This window comes from Actinoplanes lobatus, assembly GCF_014205215.1.
Taxonomy (GTDB): Bacteria; Actinomycetota; Actinomycetes; order Mycobacteriales; family Micromonosporaceae; genus Actinoplanes; species Actinoplanes lobatus.
This window is the reverse complement of the sequence record NZ_JACHNC010000001.1, coordinates 8082455-8105562: the sequence shown is the minus strand read 5'-3', so window position 1 is coordinate 8105562 and position 23108 is coordinate 8082455. Positions and strand designations below refer to the sequence as shown.

The window sequence follows — 23108 nt, the reverse complement described above, 5'->3', positions numbered from 1 at the left end:
GTGCGGATCACCTACATCCACCAGTATTTCAAGACGCCCGGGATGTCCGGCGGAACCCGGTCGTACGAGTTCGCCCGGCGCCTGGTCGACCGCGGCCACGAGGTGCACATGATCACCGGCGATCCGGACGGCGACCGGGCCCGGATCACCCGGGAGGCCGGCATCGTCGTGCACTGGCTGCCGGTGCCGTACAGCAACGCGATGTCGTACCGTCGCCGGATCGTGGCGTTCCTCGACTTCGTCCGCCGGTCGACGGTCGAGGCGGCCCGGATCCCGGCCGATCTCGTCCTCGCGACCAGCACCCCGCTCACCGTGGCGATCCCCGGCGCGTACGCGGCCCTGCGCCGCCGTGTGCCGATGGTGCTGGAGGTCCGCGACGTGTGGCCGGAACTGCCGATCGCGATGGGCGCGCTCCGGTCACCGGCCGCCCGCTGGGCGGCCGAGCGGCTGGAGGCGTGGGCCTACCGCCGGGCGGCGCACGTCATCGCGCTGTCCCCGGGCATGGCCGCCAGCATCCAGCGGCGCTTCCCCCGGGTCGGGGTCACCGTCGTGCCCAACAGCTCCGACATCGGCCTGTTCGCCGGGGCCGACCGGGCCGGGGCGGTCCTGCGGGAGGAGACACCGTGGCTGGGGGACCGGCCGCTGGTCCTCTACGCCGGCACGCTCGGCCCGGCCAACGGCGTCGACTACCTGGTCCGGATGGCGGCGTGCCTGGCCGAGACGGCTCCCGACGTCCGGGTCGCGATCATCGGTGACGGCCGGATGCGCGACAGCCTGCGGTCGCTGGCCGCCGGGCTGGGTGTGCTGGACCGCAACCTGTTCCTGCTGGGGCCGGTCAGCAAGGAGCGGGTGGTGGCGTTCTTCGGCGCGTGCGACCTGGCGACATCGATGTTCGTCGACATCCCCGAGCTGGGGAACAATTCGCCGAACAAGGTCTTCGACGCGTTCGCGGCGGGCCGCCCGGTGGCCGTCAACCACGGTGGGTGGATCGCCGACCTGCTCACCGAGAGCGGCGCCGGGCTGGTGCTGCCGGCCGGCGATCCCGGGGCGGCGGCCACCGCGGTCGCCGACTTCCTGGGCGACGCGTCCGACCGCACGTCCGCGCGGGCGGCGGCGTCCGCCCTGGCCCGCGACCGTTTCGACCGTGACCTGCTGTTCGAGGACTTCGAGCGGGTCCTGAACCGGGCCGTCTACCGCGGCAGCGGGGCCGGCGCCGGCGCGGGACGGACCACGGCCAGCAAGAGGAAGATCCACATCAGTCGCGCGTCGTAGTAGTCGCCGGAGAACAGGCTGGTGGCGCCCATGAAGATGCCGCAGTAGGCGGCGAACCGGGCTTCCAGGCTGCGTTCGCTCTTCGGCACGGCGGTGTAGGCGTGCCACAGGCTCAGCCACGCCAGCGCCAGCAGTGCCAGCCCGACGAACCCGCCCTCGGCCGCGACCGACAGCGGCAGGTTGTGCACGTAACTCTCGCCGGCGCCGAGATCGGCGATCGTATGGAAGCCGTTCATCCCGGTGCCGAGCAGCGGCCGCTGCCAGAAGATCTGCAGCGCCATCTGGTACAGCACGTCGCGGTCGGAGGTGTATCCCTGTTCGACGGTCCCCTCGAGGAACCGGGTCCGCACGAAGTCGGCGATCGACGGCCCGGCCGTGACCACCATGATCGCGGTCATCGCGACCATCAGGACGAGCGGCTTGGCGATCCGGTCGAGGTTGAACCGGGGCCGGATCGCCAGCAACGCGACGGCGATGGTGATGCCGAGGGAGATGAGGCCGCCCCGGGAGCCGGAGGCGATCGCCCCGAACAGGAACACCGGGATCGGCGCCAGCCATATCAGCTTGTCGCCGCTGCGCAGGTACATGTAGAACGACGTGAAGACGCCCATGATCATGATGCGGATGAACACGTTCGGGCCGCCGCCGAAAGCCGCCCACCGTCCGGTCACGCTGCGGCCCAGCCCGACCGCGCCGGCCAGGAAGTAGATCCAGGCCGCGACGTAGAACATCTTGAAGGTCATCTCGGTGACCCGGTCACGGTCCCAGGCGGCGAGATTGAAGTAGACCACCAGCAATCCGGTGATCGCGCACAGGTCGCCGAGCCCCGGCCCGGTCACCGAGCCCGGCGGCACCCACAGCACCGAAAGGCCCTGATAGCCGAACAGCAACAGGATGCCGAGCAGCGCCTGCCCGCCCTTGGCCGGGCACGGGCCGACCTGGTGCGCCTCCAGAACAAGACACAACAGCAGGATCAAGAACAGGGGTACGCGTACGTCGTTGACGACCGGGATGTCCAGACCGGCCCGGGTCAGCGTGAAATGGCCGGCCAGGGTCAGCACGAACGCGAGCAGCACGACCAGGCCGGGCCGGGGCCTGTCCAGGGCGGTCATGCTGGAGACCGTCGCAGGGCGTTCGCGGCGAGCCCTACCGCGGTGAGCCCCAGCACCGTGGCCGCCGACAGAAGCCCGAGCATCGACGCGTACGACGGGGTGAGGAACCGGGTGCCGACGACGGTCGTCACGACTTCCACCATCAGGCAGGCGACCAGCAGCCAGCTCATCGCCTTGGCCTCGAACAGCACGTCCAGCGCCGGCCGGGCGGTGTAGAACATCGCCAGCGGGACCGCGGCGAGCACACCGAGCCGCAGCACCGGCACCGCGGCGTCGAATTCGGGGCCGAGGAAGCCGTGCACCATCGGCGAGGCGAACAGGATGATCACGCCGGTCGGCAGCGTGGCGGCCACGGCGGCCAGCAACGGCAGCACGGCGAGCAGCCGCCGTACCGCCCGGTGCTCGCCGCCGTGGTGGAAGAGCCGGCTGATCCGGGGCATCAGCACCGGGGTGAGCATGGCGAACACCGAGCAGATCAGGGTGACCGCCGAGGTGGTGAATCCGACGTAGCCCGCGTCCTCGCCGCCGGTCGTCGTCACGGCCACGGCCAGGGTGGGCACCGTGAAGAGGGCGGGCAGGGCCAGTTCCCCGGGCATGCGGCGTACCCCGTACGCGATCAGGGTCTTGATGTCGGGTTCCGGAGCCGTGGACGTGGACGGGGCCGGAGGCCGGCGCCGCCGGACCACGAAGGTCGCCCCGAGGCCCACCACCGCCGTGGCCAGGCCTTGGAGCAGAAGGAAGTCCTCGATCCGGTCGGTGGCGGCGAACGCGGCCAGCGGGACCACGGCGCCGCCGATCCCGGCGGCCAGATTCGAGGCCACCACCTGGCCGGCGCCGCGGAGGGCGGCCAGCCCGACGGCGCACAGGCTGCTGCCGCCCAGCGTGATCAGGACGGCGACCGTCGCGGAGCCGCCGGGCAACCCGAGCAGTGCGGCGATCTCGTCCCCGGCGACCGCGCCGGCCAGCGTCGCGGCGGTGACCAGGCCCGCCTCGATGGCCAGCGCCTGCCGGGCGAGCCGCCGGGTGGTGTGCACGGTACGCGGCAGGAAGCGGTACAGGCTCACGCCGAGGCCGAGCAGCAGGGCCGGCTGCACGGTGCTCACCACGCTCCGGGCGATCTGGTAGAACGCGAACCCGTCGACGCTGCCGCGCTCGGCGACCAGGTGGAACAGGTAGAGCCCGATGCCCAGGACGAGAAACTGCACGAGCAACGTGGCGGCGAAGTCGCGGCGTACGGTGGCGGGCACGGCCCGCAGCAGTGACCGGAGGCTCACGCGGCCGGTCTCTTCCAGCCGTCCTGATCGCCCCGGACCGGCCCGGAGCCGGACAGGTAGGTGTCGTAGTTCGGCACCGCGTCCGGGCCCTTGCGGGCGACCATGTTCAGCACGCAGCCCAGCAGCGTGGCGCCGACCGCGTGCAGCGTCCGGACGGCGGCGGTGACCTGCGCCGACGTCGTCCTGTGGGCGTGTACGACAAGTAGCGTTCCGTCGACGCGGGCGGCGATGACACCGGCGTCGGTGACCGGCAGCAGCGGCGGGCAGTCGAAGATCACCACGTCGAACCGCCGCCGGGCCTCGTCGACCAGCTCGGTCATCCGCGATGAACTGAGCAGCTCGCTCGGGTTCGGCGGGGCCGGTCCGCCGGCCAGCAGCCACAGCCCGCCGCCCCACGGCTGGAGGACCTGTTCCAGCTTCGCGCCGCCGTCCAGCACCGTGCTCAGCCCGGCCGCCTCCTCCCGCCCCAGGAACGCGGCCAGCCGGGGACGGCGCAGGTCGGCCTCGACGATGAGGACCCGCTGCCCGGCCTCGGCGAACAGCAGGGCCAGCCCGCAGGCGGTGGCCGAGCGGCCCTCGCCGGGGACCGCGCTGGTCACGGCGAGGGTCTTCACCGAACCGGCGGCCGCGGCACACTGCACCCGCGTACGGATCTCGCGCAGCGCCTCGGTGCGGGCCGAGGCGCCCCGCGAGACGACGGGGTCACCCGGGTCCTTCGGCACCTGGGCCAGCACCGGCGCCGAGGTGAGGACCTCGAGTGCCTTGGCGGTGCGTACGGTGCGGTCGGCCACCTCCCGGCCGACCACCCCGATCGCGCCCAGGATCAGGCCGGCGACCAGCGCGAGGGCAAGGTTGTTCAGCACGTCCGGCGACACCGGAGCCGCGTCGAGCGCGGGACCGGAGACGACGGTGACCCGGACCGTGGTGGGCTTGGTCGGTGCCGGCCGCTCGAGTTCCTCGACGACCCATTCGAAACGCTCGGTGAGATGGGTGAGCAGCAGCATGGCCCGGTCGCGGTCCCGGTCCGACACGATGACCTCCATCATCACCGTGTCCGGGAGGGGCTCCGCGGCGATCGCCTGCCGGACCTGCTCGGTGTCCATGTCGACACCGGGCGTCTCGGCCAGCGGGGTGACGACCTCGTCGCTGGTCAGCAGTTCGGCGTAGGTGGACAGCCGGTTGAAGTTGAACAGGCTGGCCGGATAGGCGTCGACGCCGTTGTCGGCGGGGGTGGCGAAGAAGAACGTGACCCGCGCGGCGTACACGGGTGCGGTGTTGACGTTGATGATCGTGGCGACGCCGACCGCGACCGCGACCGCGACGACCAGCATCCACCGGTGCCGCCTGACGACCCGGAGGTATTCGCGCAGGCCCACCGAACCTCCCCGCACCCTTTCCGAGACCGACGATACGGTGATTTAAAGGGATCATCCCGGAATAGCCGAGTTTGATACGCTGACGAACATGAGGCGCGCTCGCCTGCTGCGGCAACTCGTGGACAGCGCCGCGTGGGTGATCGGCCTGCTCGCCGCCGTCTTCATTCGCTACGACTTCGTCCCCGATCTTCGTCCACTGGCCGGTGTCCTGGTCGTCATCGTCCTGGCCGTTCTCGCGCACACGGCGATCGACCACGCCCGGCAGCTGCACCGGGGTATCCACCGCTTCGCCAGCGTCGACGACGCGAACGCGGTCGCCACCACCACCGTGCTGGTCGGGCTCATGCTGACCGCGGCCATCGTGCTGCTGTCCCACCCGCCGGTGCCGGTCGGCGTCCCCGCGCTCGGCGGCATCATCGCGCTGATGATCATGCTCAGCGTCCGCTACCTGTGGCGGGCCCGGCTGTTCCGGCGGCTGCGCCCGGACCGCCGGTTCGCCGCCCCGGTCGTGCTGTTCGGCGCCGGGTCGGCGGGGTCCCTGCTCGTCCAGTCGATGCTGCGTGACCCGAAGGGCCGCTACCTGCCCGCCGGCCTGCTCGACGACGACCCCGCCAAGCGCCGGCTGCGCGTGCACGGCGTACCGGTCCTGGGCAACCGCGACGACCTCGCCCAGGTCCTCGCCGACACCGACGCCGAGCTGGTGATCTTCGCGGTGGCCAACGCGGACGCCGGACTGGTCCGCGAGATCCGCGACCTGACCCTGGCGGCCGGCGCCACGTTCAAGGTGGTGCCGTCGGTCAGCGAGCTGATGGACCAGCCCGTCGAGGTCGACGCCATCCGCGAGGTCCAGGTGACCGACCTGCTGGGGCGCCACCAGATCGACACCGATCTGAGCAGCATCGGCGGCTACCTGACCGGCAAACGCATCCTGGTGACCGGAGCGGGCGGCTCGATCGGGTCGGAACTGTGCCGGCAGATCCACCACTTCGAGCCGGCCGAGCTGATGATGCTGGACCGTGACGAGACGTCCCTGCTCGCCGTCCAGCTGTCGATCGACCCGGCCGCCCGCCTCGACGATCCGGCGGTGATCCTCGCCGACGTCCGTGACGCCGGGCGGATGCGGGAGCTCTTCCGCGAGCGGCGACCGGAGGTGGTCTTCCACGCGGCCGCCCTCAAGCACCTGGCCCTGCTCCAGCGCTACCCGGGTGAGGCGGTCAAGACCAACATCATCGGCACGCTCAACGTTCTGCGGGCGTCCGGTTCGGTCGAGCGGTTCGTCAACATCTCCACCGACAAGGCCGCCGACCCGACGAGTGTGCTCGGCTACGCGAAACGGATCACCGAACGTCTGACCGCCTGGACCGCCCGGCGCAACCGGGGCACCTTCCTGAGCGTGCGCTTCGGCAACGTCCTCGGCAGCCGCGGATCGGTGTTCACCACGTTCAGCGCCCAGATCGCCGAGGGTGGCCCGGTCACCCTCACCCATCCCGACGTGAGCCGCTACTTCATGACCACGCAGGAGGCGGTCCACCTGGTCATCCAGGCCGCGGCCATCGGCATGGACGGCGAGGCCCTGGTCCTCGAGATGGGCGAACCGGTCCGGATCGCCGAGGTGGCGGCGCAGATGGTCGCCCTGTCCCAGAAGCAGATCCCGATCACCTACACCGGGCTGCGCCCGGGGGAGAAGCTGCACGAGTCGCTGTTCGGCGCCGACGAGGTCGACCGGCGGCCGTTCCACCCGCTGATCTCGCACGTCGAGGTGCCGCCCCTGGACCCGGCCGACCTGCACCTGATCCCGCCCGGCGCGGACATCGAGGTGGTGATCACCCAGCTGGCCGACATGTGCGCCCGGCCCGCCGCCGCCGACCGGAGCCCGGCGGACACCGTGGTCCACGAGACGTCGCCGGGGTGAAACCGGCAAAGCGGAAGAAGGCCAATCACCAGCGCGAAAGGGTCGTCTCCTGCTGCAATCGGGTACATGGGCATCCGGTGCGACGATGACGACCGTTCCGAGCAGGGACCGTCCCGCAACGGTGCGCACGAGGCTCTGCGCGCCTGGCGCGACAGTCTGGTCGACCTCGGTGGCAACAACCGGCTGATCAACTTCACCACCGGCAACGGCGACGCCGTCGAGATCAGCTCGCCGGAACCCGGGCAGGTGGTCGCCGCGCTGGCCCGCGGCGACCGGTGCGCCCTGACCGGCCCCGGCGACGGCGACGGGCCGGCACCGGCCTTCCGCACCGAACTCACCGAACGCGCCCTCGGGCCGCTGCTGCGCCGGATGATGCGGCGAGCCCAGCAGGAACACCTCGACCGCGGCGTGGCCGTCCTGCATCTCGCGCTCGGGCTGCTGCACTGGCGGCTGGCCGCCGACGACGAGGACGCGGAGAGCCGGACCAGCAGCTACACCAGCCCCCTGCTGCTGCTCCCGGCCGAACTCGTCGCAGGCGTTCAGGGGCGGCCGCCGGACCTGCGGCTGCGCGACGCCGAACCGGTGTTCAACCCGGCCCTGGCGCTACGGCTCAAGCGGGCCGGCATCAGCGTGCCGCCGCTGGAACCGGGCGACGAACTCGACGTCACCCGCTTCTGGGCCGGCTTCACCGACACCGTGGCCCGCCGCAACGGATGGCACATCGAACCGGCCGCCGTCCTGACCTGTCTCACCTTCCACAAGGAGGCGATCTTCCGGGACCTCCAGGACAACGAGGAACGCATCCTGGCCCACCCGGCCGTCCGCGCCCTGGCCGTCACCGACAGCCGGCGGCAGACCAGCCGGTTCCGGTTCACCCCGATCAGACCGGAGGACACCGACCGGCTCGCCCCGCCCGAGGACGTGCCCCTGGTCCTGGACGCCGACTCGTCGCAGCGGGCCTGCGTCGCTGCGGCGCTCGCCGGGCACAGCTTCGTGATGGACGGGCCACCCGGCACCGGCAAGTCACAGACCGTCGCCAACATGATCGGGGCACTGCTGCACGCCGGGAAGAGCGTGCTCTTCGTCTCCGAGAAGGTCGCCGCCCTCGACGTCGTCCAGCACCGGCTCACCGAGGCCGGGCTCGGCCGCTACCTGCTGGAACTGCACGGCCAGAAGGCGGGCCGCCGTGAGGTCGCGACCCTGCTCGCCGCGGCCGTCGACGAGATCCCGGACACCCCGGCCGCGGCGCCCACCGTCGACCTGGGCACACTGCGGGAACTCCGCGAGCAACTGACCGCCTTCGCGTACGCCATGAACGAGACCCGCCACCCCCTCGGCGCCAGCCTGCACCAGGTGATCGGCCACTGCGCGGCCCTCTCCCGGACCCCCGCCGCACCGGTCCCCGCGATCGACCCCGGCGACCTCACCCCGGACGCCATGCACCGCATCCGGGAGGCCACCGACCAGCTGTCCCGCTCCTGGCGGTCGATGTCCGACCCCGGCCCGGTGTGGCGCGACGTGACCACCCGGGAGCCGCTCGACGCCGTACTCAGCCGCGCCGAGAAGGCCCTCGCCGCGCTGGCGCGGGCGGCCCGCACCGCCGAGCCGGCGGCCACCGCGTTCCGGCTGCGACGGCCGGGCGACGCGGAGGCCCTCGCCCGGCTCGCCGACCACGCCGGCGCCCGCCCCGGCCGGATCGCCGCCTCCTGGCTCACCGCCGGCGACCTCGACCCGATCCGCAGGGCCGCCGACCGGCACACCACCGGGCTCACCGCCGCCGCCCAGGCCGCCGCGCTGGCCGAACAGCACGCCGGAGTGCCCTGGACCGCGCTGCCCCCGGCCACCGGCCTGCCGGTCGTCCCGCCCCTGGACGCGCTGCCCGCGCCGGTCGACATCACCACGCTGACCGCCGGCGCCGCCGACGAACTCGCCCGCTCGTTCACCCGGGCCGCCGAACAGATCGACGCACGCCGCCGCGCGGTCGACCGGGTCACCGCCCGCCTCGGGCTGCCACCGGTCCACACCGTCCAGGACATCTCGCGCGTCGCCACGATCGTCGAACTGGGCGACCGGCCGCACAAGCCGGAGCGGTTCTGGTTCCGGCCCGGCACGCTGCCCGCGGTACGGACCGGGGCCGGCGTCCTGCGGCGGGCACTGGAGGCGCTGGTCGCCGCCGAGATCCAGGCCCGGCCGTACTTCTCCGAGGCCATCCTGGGCCAGCCGGTCGAGGAGCTCGCCGAACGGTTCACCACGGTGCATCGGGGGCTGGGGAGACTGCGGGCGGCGTACCGGCGGGACCGGCGGCAGGTGGCCGGATCCGTGCTGCCCACCGCGAACCTCGGGGACGCGGTCGCCCGCATCGGCACCGCCGTCGCCTGGAAACGGGCACTCCAGGACCTGACGGCCGCCGAACAGACGTACGCCCCCGTGCTCGGCCGGTACTGGCAGGGCCGCGGCACCGACTTCACCGCCCTCGACGACGCGATCGCGGTGGCCGCCACCGCACTCGCCACGGTCCCGCCCGCCGTGGTCGAGGCCGTCCTCGGACATCTCTGCGGGCCGGCCCCCGACCCGGCGCCGGGCCGGGTCGTCAAGGAGGCCCGCGACGCGCTGCTGCGCTGGCAGGCCACACTGCGGCCGGCGCCCGGCCCGGCGGCCCGGCCGGAACTCGTGACCTGGCCGATCGGCGACGCGCTGACCTGGCTGACCGGGCACACCGTGACCCTGCACGCGGTGGCGGAGACGGTCCGGGCGTACGACGCGGCGACCGGGCGGACCCTGGACTACGCGGAGACACTCCGGCTGGCCCGGCTGCGTACGGCGGCGGAACAGGCGCAGACGGCGGCTGAGGACCGTACCGGGGAGATGCCGGAAACCGATCCGGCCGCGCTCGCCGCGGCCGTCGCCTGGGCCGCGCGGACCCGGGAGATGGCCGGCGGGCCGCTGACCGAGGCGCAGGCCGCCGCCCTCGACGACCTGAAACCGGTGCCCGGACTGGCCGAACGGGCCCGGGAATGGGCCGAGGCCGGCCGGGCGGTGCTCGCCGGGTTCGCGCCGCATCGGCAGGACGAGCTGCGCCGGCAGTTCGACGACTACCGGCGGGCCGGGACCCTGCTGCGGCGGCTGCGCGACGACAGCAGCGGCCAGGAGGAGTGGTTCGCCTGCCTCGACGCCCGCGAGGTGCTCGCCGCCCACGGCCTGGACGCGGCCGTCGAGTACTGCGCCGACCAGCACCTGGACCGGGCGCAGGTGCCCGCGGTCCTGCGCCGGGCGCTGCTGCACGGCTGGGTGGACGCGGTGGTCCGCGCCGACAGCCGGCTGCGGACCTGGCGGGGCGAGGACCGCGACCGCCTGGTGGCCGAATTCCGGCAGGCCGACGAGAAACTCGCGGCCCTCGCGGCCCGGCAGATCATCGCCGCGATCGAGGCACGCCGGCCTCCGGCCGACAGCGCCGCCACCAACCTGCTGCGCCGCGAGGCGATGAAGGCCGGCCGGCAACTCCCGGTACGGGACCTGATCGCCCAGACCCGCGACGCCGTGCTCGCCCTGCGGCCGTGCGTGCTCGCCTCCCCGCTGACGGTGAGCCAGTCACTGCCCCCGGACATCACCTTCGACATCGTCATCTTCGACGAGGCCTCCCAGGTCACGCCGGCCGAAGCGGTCAACTGCATCTACCGCGGCCGGTCCCTGATCACCGCAGGCGACGACCGGCAGCTGCCGCCCACGTCGTTCTTCGACCGGTCCTTCGCGGCCACCGGCCAGGACAGCGAGGTGCTCGACTTCCAGTCCGTGCTGGAGCTGGCCAAAGCGTGCGGCGCCTTCCCCGCCATGAGCCTGACCTGGCACTACCGCAGCCGGCACCAGGCCCTGGTCGCGTTCGCCAACGACGCCTTCTACCAGGGCCGGCTGAGCACCTTCCCAGCCCCGGTCACCGGCGGCCCGGACACCGGTGTGGAACTGTTCCCGGTCGCCGGCGTCTACCGCCGGTCATCCGGCCGGGACAACCCGGTCGAGGCGGAACGCGTCGCCGAACGGATCGTGCACCACTTCACCACCCGCCCCCACGAATCCCTGGGCGTCGTCACGTTCTCGGTGGCCCAGGCCGAGGCGATCGAACGGGCCCTGGAACGGATCGCCGCCGGGCACCCGGCCCTGCAACGCGCGGTGGTCCACGACCGGCTGCACGGCTTCTTCATCAAGAGCCTGGAGTCGGTGCAGGGCGACGAACGCGACGTGATGATCTTCTCGATCGGGTACGGGTACGACCTGGCCGGCCGGATCACCGCGAACTTCGGCGCCCTCAACCGCCCCAACGGCTGGCGGCGGCTCAACGTGGCGATCACCCGCGCCCGGCGCCGGGTGGAGATCGTGACGTCGATCCTGGCCCGCGACATCCCGGAGTCGGAGAACGAGGGGGTCCGCCAGCTCGTCGCCTACCTGGACTACGTGGAACGCGACGGCGCCTCCGGCCGGGACGACGCCTCCGGCCCGGCCAGCGAGTTCGTCACCTCGGTGCTGGAGACCGTACGGTCCTGGGGCTATCCGGCGCGGACCGATCTGGGCACCGCCGGCGGACGGGTGGACATCGCCGTCCGCCACCCCCTCGACCCGGCCGGCGACTACCTGCTCGGTGTGCGCTGCGACGGCCCCGGCTACCGGGACTGCCCGGCCGCGCGGGACCGCGACCACCTGAACGACCAGGTGCTCACCGGTCTCGGCTGGCGGCTGCACCGGGCGTGGGCGCTGGCGTGGCACCGCGACCGGGCCGGCGAGGAGTCCCGCCTCATGGCGGCGCTGGAGGAGGCGGCCACCGCATGGAAGGGCCGGACCGGACCGGTCGAGGCACCGGCGCGCCTGCCGCACGCCGAACCGGCGCACCATGGGTAACCGCTACGACGGCTCCTCATGCTGATCACCATCGGAGTCGTGGCGATCGTGCTGCTGACCGCGGCGACCGGCTATTTCGTGGCCCAGGAGTTCGCCTACGTGGCCGTCGACCGGGAACGCCTGAGGGCACGGGCCGCCGACGGTGACCCGGCCGCCGCGCGTGCGCTGCGGGTCACCCAGCGGCTGTCGTTCGTGCTGTCCGGCGCCCAGGTCGGCATCACCGTCACCGCCCTGCTCGCCGGCTACGTCGCCGAGCCCTACCTGGGCCGCGGCACCGCCGAGCTGCTCGGCCTGACCGGTCTTTCCGAGGCCGCCAGCCTGTCGATCGCGATGGTGTTCGCGCTGCTGTTCGCCACCGTGGTGCAGATGGTCCTCGGCGAGCTCGCGCCGAAGAACCTCGCCATCGCCAAACCCGAGGCCCTCGCCCGGGCGCTGTCGCGGTCCACGCTGATCTACCTGACCGTGGTGGGCCCGCTCATCCGGGTGTTCGACGCCACCGCCAACCGGCTGCTGCGCGCCGTCGGCATCGAACCGATCGAGGAACTCCCGCAGGGCGCCACCACCGAGGACCTCGACCGGATCATCGCCGCCGCCGGCAGCGAGGGCAGCCTCGACGCGCACGCCGCCCGGCTGCTCGACCACGGCCTGGACTTCCGGACGCGGACCGCCGCCGAGGTGATGCGCCCCCGCGTCGACGTCACCACGATCGGCGAGAACGAGCCGGCGTCGCGGGTCGTCGACCTGCTCGACACCGGCCACTCCCGGTTCCCGGTGATCGGCGACGGCCTCGACGACGTCATCGGCATCGTCTCCATCGCCGACGTGGTCACCCTCGACCCCGCCGTCCGGGGCACCACCCCGGTCGGGTCGCTGGCGACCGCACCGGTGGCGCTGCCCGAGCCGCTCGGGCTGCCCCAGGTCCTGGACCGGCTGAAGGCCGCACACCGGCAGATGGCGATCGTCGTCGACGAATACGGCGGCTTCGCCGGCATCATCACCCTCGAAGACGTCGCCGAGGAACTCGTGGGCGACATCCGCGACGAGGACGACCTGCCGGAACCGGTCATCGAACCCGCCGGCGACGGCGACTGGCTGATCCCGGGCCGGGCCCGCATCGACGAGATCACCGACGCCACCGGCGTCCGCCTGCCCGGCGACGACCGGTACGACACCGTCTCCGGCCTGATCCTCGCCCGCCTCGGCCACCTCCCGGTCGCCGGCGAACAGGTCGACCTGCGGCTGCCCCCGACGGTCGACGCCGACGGGGAACCGGTCCCACAGGGTGTCGCCCGGCTGACCGTCCTGGCCGTCCGCCGCCTCGTACCCGACCGGATCGCCCTCACCGTCATCCCCGACGCCGACGGGCAGGCGACCACATGAGCGAGCTTGCGAGCGAATCATTCAGCTCAGTTTCGAACTCGTGCCGGCGCCGGAGCGAAGCGGAGGCGACGGCATGAGCGCCGCCCCGTCACTGCTCATCTCCGTGGTGCTGCTGGCATTCAACGGGTTCTTCGTCGCCGCCGAGTTCGCGCTGGTCGCCGCGAAACGGCACCGCCTCGAGACCGCCGCCACCGCCGGATCCCGCGGCGCCCGCGCGGCGCTGGCCGGAACCCGGCGGCTGTCGATGATGCTGGCCGGCGCCCAGCTCGGCATCACCCTGTGCACCCTCGGGCTCGGCGCGCTGGCCAAACCCGCGGTCGCCCACCTGCTCGAACCGGCGTTCACCGCGGCCGGTCTGCCCGAGGGCGCCGCCCACGCGGTCGCCTTCGTCCTGGCCGTCGCCCTGGTCGGCTTCCTGCACGTGGTCGTCGGGGAGATGGCGCCCAAGTCGTGGGCGATCAGCCACCCGGAGAAATCGGCACAGATCCTGGCGATCCCGTTCGTCGGCTTCACCACCGTCCTGCGCCCGGTTCTGGCCGCCCTCAACGGCCTCGCCAACGCCTGCCTGCGGCTGATCAAGGTGACCCCGCAGGACGAACTCGCCCAGGTGCACAGCGCCGAACAGCTGCGCATGCTGCTGGAGACCTCCAAACAGCACGGCACCATCGAGGACGCCGAACACGAGCTGCTCACCGCCATGTTGCAGGTGCAGTCGATGCCCGTACGCGAGGTGATGGTCCCGACCGGCCAGATCCTGGACGTGCCCGCCGACGCCGACGCCCGCGCCGTCGAGGTGCGCAGCACCGAAACCGGCCGATCCCGGCTGCCGGTGACCGACCGTGCCGGGGCGATCGTCGGCGTCGTGCACGTCCGCGACGCCGCCAAGGCCGTCAGCGCCCACCGGCTCGTGACGGCGCGGGACCTGATGACCGCGGTGCTGTCACTGCCGGCCGACACCACCGTCCTGGACGCGGTCGCCGTGATGCGGCAGCGGCGCAGCCATCTCGCCCTGGTCGCCGACCAGGACACGGTGATCGGCCTGGTCACCCTCGAAGACCTGCTGGAACAGGTGATCGGCCAGTTCGACGACGAGACCGACCCGGTGGTCGACGCCGCCCGCCGAGCCGGCCGCACCGTCTAGCCGCCGGTGACGTGGATCATCCTTGAGGTTGACCCGAGGTCAGGGTGGAGGCTCCCGGTGTCAGCGAGACACCGTTGCGAAGGAGCGTCCATCATGTCCATCACCATCTCCCCACAGGCGACCATCGACGAGATCGCCGGCTCGGGCTTCCACGGGGTGACCCTGCGCGTGAACGACGACGGTGGCGAGTGGACCGGCAGCGCCGGGGTCGCCGAACTCGGCGGGACCGCGAAGCCGTCGGTCGACGGGCACGTCCGGATCGGCAGCAACACCAAGACCTTCCTCGCCACCCTGATGCTGTGCCTGGTCGCCGAGGGCCGGGCCGGATTGGACGTCCCGGCGGCCGGCTACCTGCCCGAGGCCGGGCTGGACGAGCGGATCACCGTGCGGATGCTGTTGCGGCACACCAGCGGGCTCTTCAATTTCACCGGCGAGATCAACCCCGACGGTACGATCGTGCCCGGCATCCCGGTGCCCTACGGTCCTGGCGCCGCTCGGTGGCTGGCCAACCGGTTCCACACCTATCAGCCGCGGGAACTGGTCCGGATCGCGCTCTCCCAGCCGGCGCGGTTCGAGCCGGGGGAGCGCTGGAGCTACTCCAACACCAACTACGTGCTGGCCCGGCTGATCATCGAGAGCATCACCGGCCGTAGCCTCGCCGACGAGATGCGCCGCCTGATCCTGGAACCACTCGGCCTGACCGGCACCCTGCTGCCCGAGGCGTCGCCGGAGATCCCCGAGCCGTTCGCCCACGCCTACCACCGCGACGGCGACATCATCGACGTCACCCGCCAGAATCCCTCGTGGATCTCCGCCGGCGGTGACATGATCTCCACCACCCGGGACCTGCACACCTTCATCTCGGCGCTGACCGGCGGCCGCCTCCTGCCGGGCCCGCTGCTCGCCGAGATGTGCACCCCGTACCCCACCGGTATTCCCGACATGGACTACGGTCTGGGCGTGTTCGTGCTGACCACTCCCGGCGGCACGATCATCTCCCACAACGGCGCCGCCGTCGGCCACGCCGCCCTGATGTACAGCACCCCCGACGGCAGCCGGACCCTGACCGCCGCGCTGAGCTGTGTGGACGACGCCGGCCTCAGCATCGCGCCGGCCTTCCAGCGCGCCCAGCAGCGGCTGCTCGCCGAGGTGTTCACCGGCCGATGATGCGTGGTGTCACGATCGGGCAGGCGGCCGAGTTCGCCGGCGTCACGGTGAAGACCGTCCGGCACTATCACAAACTCGGCCTGCTCCGGGAACCGGAACGGGACGGCTCCGGCTATCGACGGTACGACTCCGGCGACCTGCTGCGGCTGGTCCAGATCCGTACGCTGGCCGCCGCCGGTGTCCCGCTCGCCGAGATCGGCCCCCTGCTCGACGCCGGCACCGCCCAGTTCGCCGCCACCCTCGCCGACGTCGAGCGGCGGCTCACCGAACGGATCGCGGAGCTGACGGCCCGCCGCGACACGCTGCACCGGCTCGCCGACGGGGATCGGGCCCTGCTGCCGGACCGGGCGGTGGCGCTGCTGGAACGCATGCGCGGCCTCGGCTTCCCGGCCGAGGAGGTGGCGGCCACCCGGGAGGCGTGGGTGCTGGCCCGGGCCCTGGTCCCCGACGGTTTCGACGACTATCTGACCCATTTCGAGTACGCCCTGGGCGATCCCCACCTCCTCGAACTGACCCGGCGCGCGGCCGAGGCGGCGACCTGGGAACCCGGCGATCCCCGCATCGACGAGCTGGCGACCGCGGTGGCCGACCACTACCTGGCCCATCCCGCCCTGCTCGGTACGGTGACCGGGCTACGGGCCCGGAATCAGGCCGCCACCCGCTACCGGTTGATCGCCCACCACGGCGAGCAGCCGACTCCGGCCGCCGCCCGCCTGGCCGCCCTCTTCGAGGCCAGACTCCGAGCCGCGGGCGTCCTCATCCCGTAGGGGAGCCTTCCCGTGCCCAGAGGACGAAACGCTGATAGAGGTCCTCGCCGGTGAGGACCAGCGACGCCTCCTCCAGTTCGATCGCCATCCGCAGCAGCAGCGACACCCGGTCGTTGGTGGCCAGCAGGTAGGCGCGGGCCCGGCCGCAGGGCCACGGCTCCCCGCATCCTCGACAGTCGTAGGTGCACGGGTTCGGCTGGTGAGCGAGCCCGGCGGCCTGGCAGACGGTCACCGCAGCCGTGCCACTCGCTCGTCCCAGCCCGCCACGAGTTGCTCCGGCGGATACGGGCCGAACAGCATCTGCCGACCGTCGACGTGGCGCATCGTCGACGCCGTCACCTGGTAGCCGGTGTCGCCGTGCCGATCGGGTGGCGGGCATTCGCCGGCAATGACCATGTGCGGCGTGCACTCGACGTGCGGGCTGTCGTAGGGCGGCCGCACCGTCACCCGGTCGCCGCGTTGGAAAGCGCTCACCGGATGGTCCGGCTGCCGGGCATCGTCTGTGCCTGGTCAAGGATGCGCCGGACGGCGGCGGACCGTTCGGCGGCCTCGCGGCGGGCGGCGTCCCGCTCGGCGTGGGCGGCGGCCACCCGGCCCCGCCAGATCAGGTGCCTGATGATTTTCTCCAGCATGCTCATCGCCTCCGGACCATGGGAGGCGACGGGCCGCTGTTGGTCACGACCCGCCGCTCGGGACGGCGGCGACGGGCGCAGGTCGCTCACGTTCTTCGGCACCCGCCGCCGCTGCCACGGAAGCTAACGGCGGGCGGGAACCGATGTCATAACGCGGTGTTATACGGGGCTTACCCCGAGACGCTGGGCCATCGCGGTCAGGTCCTCGGCCACGGCCTTCCGCTTCGCCCGCGTGATCATCGTCGACACCACGTCGCGGATCACCGGGTTCAGGCGGAAAGGTGCCGGGGCGGCCCGCTCGGCCTGCGCCAGCGCGATCAACGCCAGCTTGTCGTTGCGGCCGGAGTGCGCCAGTGCCCGCCCGCGGTCCAGGTGATAGCTCTGCCTGCGGCTCGCGATCGGAATCTCGTCGACAGGCAAACCATCGGCCATCTCGAGCACCCTGCCGTGGTCGCCCATCTCGGTAAGCAGCGTCATCTTCCAGAGGTGCACGTTCAGTGGGCCGAAGAAGTTACCGAAGAACCCAAGGCCGTCCAGCGGCTCACCGAGGCTGCCAGCCTCGGCCTGCGCTGCGGCGAGGTGAGCCCACGCGTCGTCGTGGCGCTGCGCGGTGGCACTGGCCAGTGCTGCTGTCAGGTGGATCTGCCCGAGGGTCTGCCGGGCGGAGGGGTCGGCCGCGGCGTTCTGCATCTCGGTGATCGCACGGTCGGCGACGCGCCTTGCGACCGTCGCGGCTTCGATCGGCAGGGACTGGATGTAGCCGAACTCGGCCATGCCGATCCAGGCAGGGTCATCCAGGCTTCGGGCGGCATCGATCGCGATCCTGGCGGCAGGGCGGGCGAGGTCGCGATATCCGAGCGAGCGCAGACACGAGGCCGCTGTGTAGGCCACCCGAACCAGTGCCTCCGGACGGCGGGCGGCGTCGCGGAGCAGGCCGGCCAGGCCAGGGGCGAGCACCAGATGATCGCTGGATATACGCAGCTGCTGCATGCGGCGAATGGCGTCATCCAGTTCGGCAGGATTACGTCCTGGCGCGCGGATGTCGCCGACCTCCAACTCGACGAGCGCGACCCGGATGTCCGCGATGTGCTCGGCGGCCCGTGACCGGACCGGGTCCGTCGGGTCGGCGGTTTGGCCGAGGAGGTCGGCGACGGACACGTCCAGGGCTTGGGCGAGGGCGACCTGGGTGCTGCGCCTCTCGACGGCGCGGAGCCCGTTCTCGATCTGGCTGAGGTAGGCCTGTGTCACGCCGGCGAGACCGGCGAGGGCGCTCTGGGACAGCTTGCGGCGGCGGCGCCAGAGCCGGACGCGCGCACCGATGTGCTCGGCCATGAGGTGCTCCCTGGTAGCGGGCAGGGCGCGGTGACCGGCCGCTACTCCGGCCACCAACATCGACGGTACGCCATGGTCAACGATCCGGTCGCCGACTCGGGGTCCGCCGATCGGATAGGCGTCGTCGATGACGATCCGTCGACGTGGGTCTCACCAGCCTCGACGAGGCTGACATCTTGACGCGATCAAGCCGGATCTTGGTCGATGTATCTTGACGGGGTCCAGCCGGACGGTGGCCTGTACATGTTGACGCCGTTCATGCCGGCAACTGGACCGTACATCTTGACGCGATTCAGGCCGGACAGCGGCCCGTACATTCCGATGCGTACATCTTGACCGGTACATGTTGACGCAGATGAAGCCGTCACCGGTCGAGCTTGTTGAGAACGCCGACCTGGCGGCCGCCCCTGAGTAGGGAGGCCGCCATGTCCATGAATGATCAGCGCACGCGGAGCGTGTCGTGCAAGGAGGCGGTGGAGGAGCCGCCGACGGTGAAGCCGTAGGTGCCCCGGGCCGTCACCCAGCCGGAACGGGCCGGGTCGTAGTACTGGAGCAGGTGCAGGTCGGCCAGGTCGGCGCGGCTCAGGTCGATCTGGACGGTCCGGGAGCGACCCGGGCCGAGAGCGACGCGCGACCATCCGGCCAGGCGCTTGGCCGGCTCGCCGGTGGACGACGGCAACGAGACATACGCCTGGGCCACCTCGGTCCCCGGGCGTTTCCCGGTGTTGGTCAACCGGAACCGGATCCGGATCCCGTCGCGGCCGTCCCCGGTCACCTCCAGGTCGCGGTAGGCGAAGGACGTGTACGACAGCCCGTACCCGAAAGCGAAGAGCGGATCGATGCCCCGCGCCTCATACCAGCGGTACCCGACCTGGAGACCCTCGCTGTAGGACACCTGCCGGATCCCGTCGACCACGACGCCCGGGTAGCGGGCGACATCACCGGCCGTCGGTGTGTCGGCGAGCGACCGGGGGAACGTCATCGGCAGTTTCCCGGACGGGTTGACGTCGCCGAACAGCAGCGCCGCCAGCGCCGGGCCCATCTGTTCCCCGCCGTACCAGTTCTGGAGCACGGCCGGAACCTGGTCGAGCCACGGCATCTCGACGGCACTGCCGGTCTGGAGCACCACGACGGTACGGGGATTGGCCGCGGCGACCGCCGAGATCAGCGTGTCCCCGCCGCCCTGCAACCGCAGATCGGCCAGGTCGGTGAACTCCCCGGCCCGCTGATATCCGAAGACGACCGCGATGTCGGCCCCGGCGGCGGTGACCGCGGCCGCCGCCGGGTCGCTGCCGTTGTCGTAGGTGACGGTCGCCCCGGCCCGGGCGGCCCGCGCGGTGATCCCGGCCAGCGGCGTGACGAGGTCCTCGCACCGCATCGTGGTCGGGTTCCCGAACCTCCAGGGCAGACTGCATACGGAGTGCGCGGTCTCCGATGCTGTCGAACCGATGACGGCGATCCGCGTACCGGAGCCGGTCTTGATCGGCAGTGTGTTCTTGATGTTCTTGAGCAGCACCGAGCCCTGTTCGGCGACCGACCGCGCGACGGCCTTGTGCGCGGCGGTGGACGCGTCCAGAACCGGGATGGCCGGCAGCGGATGGTCGAAGAGCCCGCCGCGGATGTAGGCGGTGATCACGCGCAGCGCCGCCGCGTCGATCCGACCCTGGGTGATCTGCCCGGCGGCGAGGGCCGCGTCGAGCCTCGCCGGGGTGAACCAGATCGGCCGGTTCAGCTCCTGGTCGAGCCCGTTGACCAGGCTCGCGGCGGTGGAGTGCACCGAGCCGAAGTCGCTCATCACATACCCGTCGAAGCCCACGTCGTCCTTGAGGACGCTGTTCTGTCGCGGGTGCTCGCAGGCGTACACCCCGTTGATCCGGTTGTAGGAGCACATGATGCCGGCCGGATCGCCACGCTTGGCCGCGATCTCGAACGGCAGGTCGTATACCTGCCGCAGGGTCCGCTCGTCGGCGTTGGACGAGCTGGTCTGCCGGTCGAGTTCCTGTTCGTTGGCGACATAGTGTTTGAGCGTCGCCAGCACCCGGCCGTCGCTCTGGACGCCCCGCGCGCCGGCCGCCGCCATCAGCCCGCTGAGCAGGGCGTCCTCACCGAGATATTCGGGGGTGCGGCCCGACAGGGGAGTGCGGCCACCGGCGATCCCCGGCGCGAGGACGACGTTCTTGCCCTTCTGATAGCCCTCGTCGGCCTGGGCGGCGCCTTTGACGTACGCGAGCCGCTCGTTCCAGGTGGACGCGGTGGCGATGGTCGCCGGGAAAGCGGTTACCCCGTCGGTGAACCGGATCCCGTCAGGCCCGTCGGTGTAGACGACGGTCGGCGTGCACGGCACCTGCACCGGATAGACGACGTCACCGGCCCACTGTGTCTGCTGCGGGCTGTTGGCCGGCTGTTCCACCAGCCAGCGGTGAATCTGGTGCGGGCTGCTGGCGGCCAGGAGAGCGCGGGCCCGCTGTTCGGGGGACCTACGCGTGTCCATCCAGGGGTGGGTGGAGCAGTCCGCGGCGAGTGCCGGGGTGCCCGTGACGATGGTGGCCATCGGGGCGAGCAGCAGCAGCGCCGTGCCGATCCGTCGAAAGCGCATGGTTCTCCTCACTGTTCAGAAGGAATGCGTGCCCGCCGGGATCTCCACCTCGGGCCGTCCGTCCAGCGACAGGACGCCGGTGACGCCGTCCGGGAGCGTCACGTCGACGGTGAGTTCGCCGTCCGGCCCGGTCCGCCAGGAGACCTCGATGCGGCCGTGCCGGGTTCGCAGACCGGCGCGGGCCCAGGTCAGGCCGCCCCCGGGCCGTGGCGCGATCGACACCCGCGTGTAGCCGGGCTCCAGCGGGGCGATGCCGCCGATGGTCCGGTGCATCCAGTCGGCGACCGCGCCGAGGGCGTAGTGGTTGAAGCTGGTCATCTCGCCCGGGTTGATCGTCCCGTCCGGGAGCATGGAGTCCCACCGTTCCCAGATGGTGGTGGCGCCCATCGTCACCGGGTAGAGCCAGGACGGGCACTCGCGTTCCAGCAGCAGCCGGTAGGCCGCGCCGAGATGTCCGGTAATGGTGAGCGCGTCCGTGATGTACGGCGTCCCCGCGAACCCGGTCGACACCCGGTAACCGCTGTCCGCGACGAGTTCGGCCAGCCGCCGCCCGGCGAAGGACATGTCGTCGAGCAGCCCGAAGACGATGGCCAGGGTGTAGACCGTCGTGCAGTCGGACCGCACGGTGCCGTCCGCGTCCACGTATTCATGGGAGAACGCGATCCGGACCCGGTCCGCCAGTTCGGTGAATTCGGCGGCGTCGGCGTCGTGCCCGAGCAGCGCGGCCGTCTCGGCGACCAGCGTCAGCGAGCGGTAGTAGGCGGCGGTCGCCACCACTCCGGGGTCGGCCTTCGCCTTGGCGGGTGCGTCGGCCGGCGCGTCCGGGTCGAGCCAGTCACCGAACTGGAACGAGCCGTCCCACACCCCGGACGGCGACAGCAGGGTGCGGACCCGCCGGACGTGCGCGGTCATCGACGGGTACTGCTTGTCCAGAATCGAGCGGTCGCCGTAGGCCTGCCACAGCGTCCACGGCACCCACACCGCCGCGTCCGACCAGAAGGCGGTGCTGTCCGGATCCGGGAAGTCGGGCGGCGTCGGCTGGTACTTGAGCACGTCGGGGATGACGAACGGGACCAGGCCGTCGGCGGCCTGCTGTTCGGCGGCCAGGTCGGTGAGCCAGTCGCCGAGGAAGCCGCGCACGTCGTACAGGTAGGCGGCCGAGGGCGCGAAGACCGCGATGTCGCCGGTCCAGCCGAGCCGTTCGTTGCGCTGCGGACAGTCGGTCGGCAGGTCCAGGAAGTTGCCCTTGGTGCTCCAGACGACGTTGCGGTGCAGCCGGTTGAGCAGCTCGTCGGAGCAGGCGAAGTCGCCGGTGCGCGCCAGCCGCGAGTGCACGACCACGGCCTCGACGTCCAGCGGCACACCGGCGGGCCAGCCGCTGACCTCCGCGTACCGGAAACCGTGGAACGTCATGGTCGGCTCGAAGAAATCGTCGCCGCCGCTGAGGACGAACCGGTCGGTGGCCTGCGCGTCACGCAACGGCCGCACGCCCAGCTCGCCGTCCTCGAGGACCTCGGCGTGCCGGATCCGGATCTCCGAACCAGCCGGTCCGCGCACCGTGAAACGCAGCCAGCCGACCAGGTTCTGGCCGAAATCGATCAACACCCGCCCGGTGGGCGACTCCCAGACCTTCCGCGGCGGCACGCTCTCCTGCCTGCTCACCCATTCTCCGATGTACGGGGTGAGCACGCGCGTGTCGAAATCGAGCACCCGGACCGGCAGGAACCACTCGGGCTCACCGTCCGGAACGAACCACTTGCCGGAGCGCCGCCGCGCGTCGATGGTCTGCCCGTCGTACAGGTCGTCGGCGAGGACGTCGGAGCTGCCGGCGGTCCAGGTCTCGTCGGTGACCACGACCTGCCGGTGCCCGTCCGCGAAGGTGATCTCGCACGCGGCGATCACCCCGAGCCGGTCGCCGTAGAAGGCGCTGCCGCCCATGAACCCGAGCCGCCCCCGGTACCAGCCGTTGCCGACCAGGACGGTCAGCACGGAAACCGGTTTCCCGGCGATCAGTTCGGTGACGTCGTGGGTGAGGTGGCGCAGGCGGTGCTCGTACGAGGTCCAGCCGGGGCTGAGTACGTCGTCGCCGACCGGCCGCCCGCCGATCCGGGCCTCGTGCACGCCGAGGCTGCTGATCGTGAGGGTGGCCCGGGTGACGGCGCCGTGGCCGGTGTCCAGGGTGATCTCGGTGCGGAACAGGGGAGCGCTTCCCAGCTCGACGGCCGGGCTGATCATCCGCGCGGTGTGCAACATGGTGGAA

The 23108-nt window shown here is 71.9% G+C and carries 16 protein-coding genes; 7 read left to right on the top strand and 9 right to left on the bottom strand.

Annotation, left to right across the window (positions count from 1 at the left end; genetic code table 11):
• Positions 1–1272 (top strand): glycosyltransferase family 4 protein, encoded by a 1272-nt coding sequence (locus BJ964_RS37230; RefSeq protein ID WP_188125038.1) that lies wholly within the window; start codon positions 1–3, stop codon positions 1270–1272.
• Here BJ964_RS37230 and BJ964_RS37225 read toward each other — a convergent pair.
• From BJ964_RS37225 to BJ964_RS37215, 3 genes are read right to left on the bottom strand one after another with little or no spacing between them, the layout of a single operon-like run.
• Complete coding sequence (locus tag BJ964_RS37225; RefSeq protein WP_188125037.1) at positions 1191–2384, bottom strand: O-antigen ligase family protein; 1194 nt, start codon at positions 2382–2384, stop codon at positions 1191–1193. The genes BJ964_RS37230 and BJ964_RS37225 overlap by 82 nt on opposite strands.
• Positions 2381–3658 carry a lipopolysaccharide biosynthesis protein gene (locus tag BJ964_RS37220; protein ID WP_188125036.1) on the bottom strand — a complete coding sequence of 426 codons (1278 nt, stop codon included), beginning with the start codon at positions 3656–3658 and terminating at the stop codon, positions 2381–2383. Before BJ964_RS37220 ends, BJ964_RS37225 begins: the two co-directional genes overlap by 4 nt.
• Complete coding sequence (locus tag BJ964_RS37215) at positions 3655–5034, bottom strand: polysaccharide biosynthesis tyrosine autokinase (protein WP_188125035.1); 1380 nt, start codon at positions 5032–5034, stop codon at positions 3655–3657. Before BJ964_RS37215 ends, BJ964_RS37220 begins: the two co-directional genes overlap by 4 nt.
• A gap of 88 nt (positions 5035–5122) precedes the next feature.
• On the opposite strand from BJ964_RS37215, the gene BJ964_RS37210 reads away from it, so the two are divergent.
• From BJ964_RS37210 to BJ964_RS37185, 6 genes are all read left to right on the top strand, one after another.
• The gene (locus BJ964_RS37210; protein WP_188125034.1) at positions 5123–6946 is read left to right on the top strand and encodes a nucleoside-diphosphate sugar epimerase/dehydratase; all 1824 of its coding nucleotides are present in this window, start codon (positions 5123–5125) and stop codon (positions 6944–6946) included.
• A 66-nt stretch (positions 6947–7012) separates the two neighbouring features.
• Complete coding sequence (locus BJ964_RS37205) at positions 7013–11833, top strand: DUF4011 domain-containing protein (RefSeq protein ID WP_188125033.1); 4821 nt, start codon at positions 7013–7015, stop codon at positions 11831–11833.
• 18 nt (positions 11834–11851) lie between these two features.
• Positions 11852–13213, top strand: a complete 1362-nt coding sequence (locus BJ964_RS37200) for a hemolysin family protein (RefSeq protein WP_188125032.1) — start codon at positions 11852–11854, stop codon at positions 13211–13213.
• Between the two features lie 73 nt (positions 13214–13286).
• Positions 13287–14354, top strand: a complete 1068-nt coding sequence (locus BJ964_RS37195) for a hemolysin family protein (protein ID WP_188125031.1) — start codon at positions 13287–13289, stop codon at positions 14352–14354.
• 93 nt (positions 14355–14447) lie between these two features.
• Positions 14448–15521, top strand: coding sequence for a serine hydrolase domain-containing protein (locus tag BJ964_RS37190; RefSeq protein ID WP_188125030.1), 1074 nt, complete (start codon positions 14448–14450; stop codon positions 15519–15521).
• On the top strand, positions 15518–16288 hold the full coding sequence (locus BJ964_RS37185; RefSeq protein WP_188125029.1) for a MerR family transcriptional regulator: 771 nt from the start codon (positions 15518–15520) through the stop codon (positions 16286–16288). The genes BJ964_RS37190 and BJ964_RS37185 overlap by 4 nt, the downstream gene beginning before the upstream one ends.
• On the opposite strand, the gene BJ964_RS37180 is transcribed toward BJ964_RS37185, so the two are convergent.
• The 6 genes from BJ964_RS37180 to BJ964_RS37155 form a co-directional block, all read right to left on the bottom strand.
• Positions 16278–16520 carry a hypothetical protein gene (locus tag BJ964_RS37180; protein ID WP_188125028.1) on the bottom strand — a complete coding sequence of 81 codons (243 nt, stop codon included), beginning with the start codon at positions 16518–16520 and terminating at the stop codon, positions 16278–16280. The genes BJ964_RS37185 and BJ964_RS37180 overlap by 11 nt on opposite strands.
• Complete coding sequence (locus tag BJ964_RS37175) at positions 16517–16762, bottom strand: hypothetical protein (protein ID WP_188125027.1); 246 nt, start codon at positions 16760–16762, stop codon at positions 16517–16519. Before BJ964_RS37175 ends, BJ964_RS37180 begins: the two co-directional genes overlap by 4 nt.
• Positions 16759–16926, bottom strand: a complete 168-nt coding sequence (locus tag BJ964_RS37170; protein WP_188125026.1) for a hypothetical protein — start codon at positions 16924–16926, stop codon at positions 16759–16761. The genes BJ964_RS37175 and BJ964_RS37170 overlap by 4 nt, the downstream gene beginning before the upstream one ends.
• A gap of 153 nt (positions 16927–17079) precedes the next feature.
• The gene (locus tag BJ964_RS37165) at positions 17080–18252 is read right to left on the bottom strand and encodes a helix-turn-helix domain-containing protein (protein ID WP_188125025.1); all 1173 of its coding nucleotides are present in this window, start codon (positions 18250–18252) and stop codon (positions 17080–17082) included.
• 439 nt (positions 18253–18691) lie between these two features.
• Positions 18692–20848, bottom strand: coding sequence for a beta-glucosidase (locus tag BJ964_RS37160; RefSeq protein WP_229806664.1), 2157 nt, complete (start codon positions 20846–20848; stop codon positions 18692–18694).
• Between the two features lie 15 nt (positions 20849–20863).
• Entirely contained in the window at positions 20864–23101 is a 2238-nt protein-coding gene (locus BJ964_RS37155) for an alpha-L-rhamnosidase (RefSeq protein ID WP_188125024.1), read from the bottom strand.
• Positions 23102–23108: the final 7 nt, after the last annotated feature.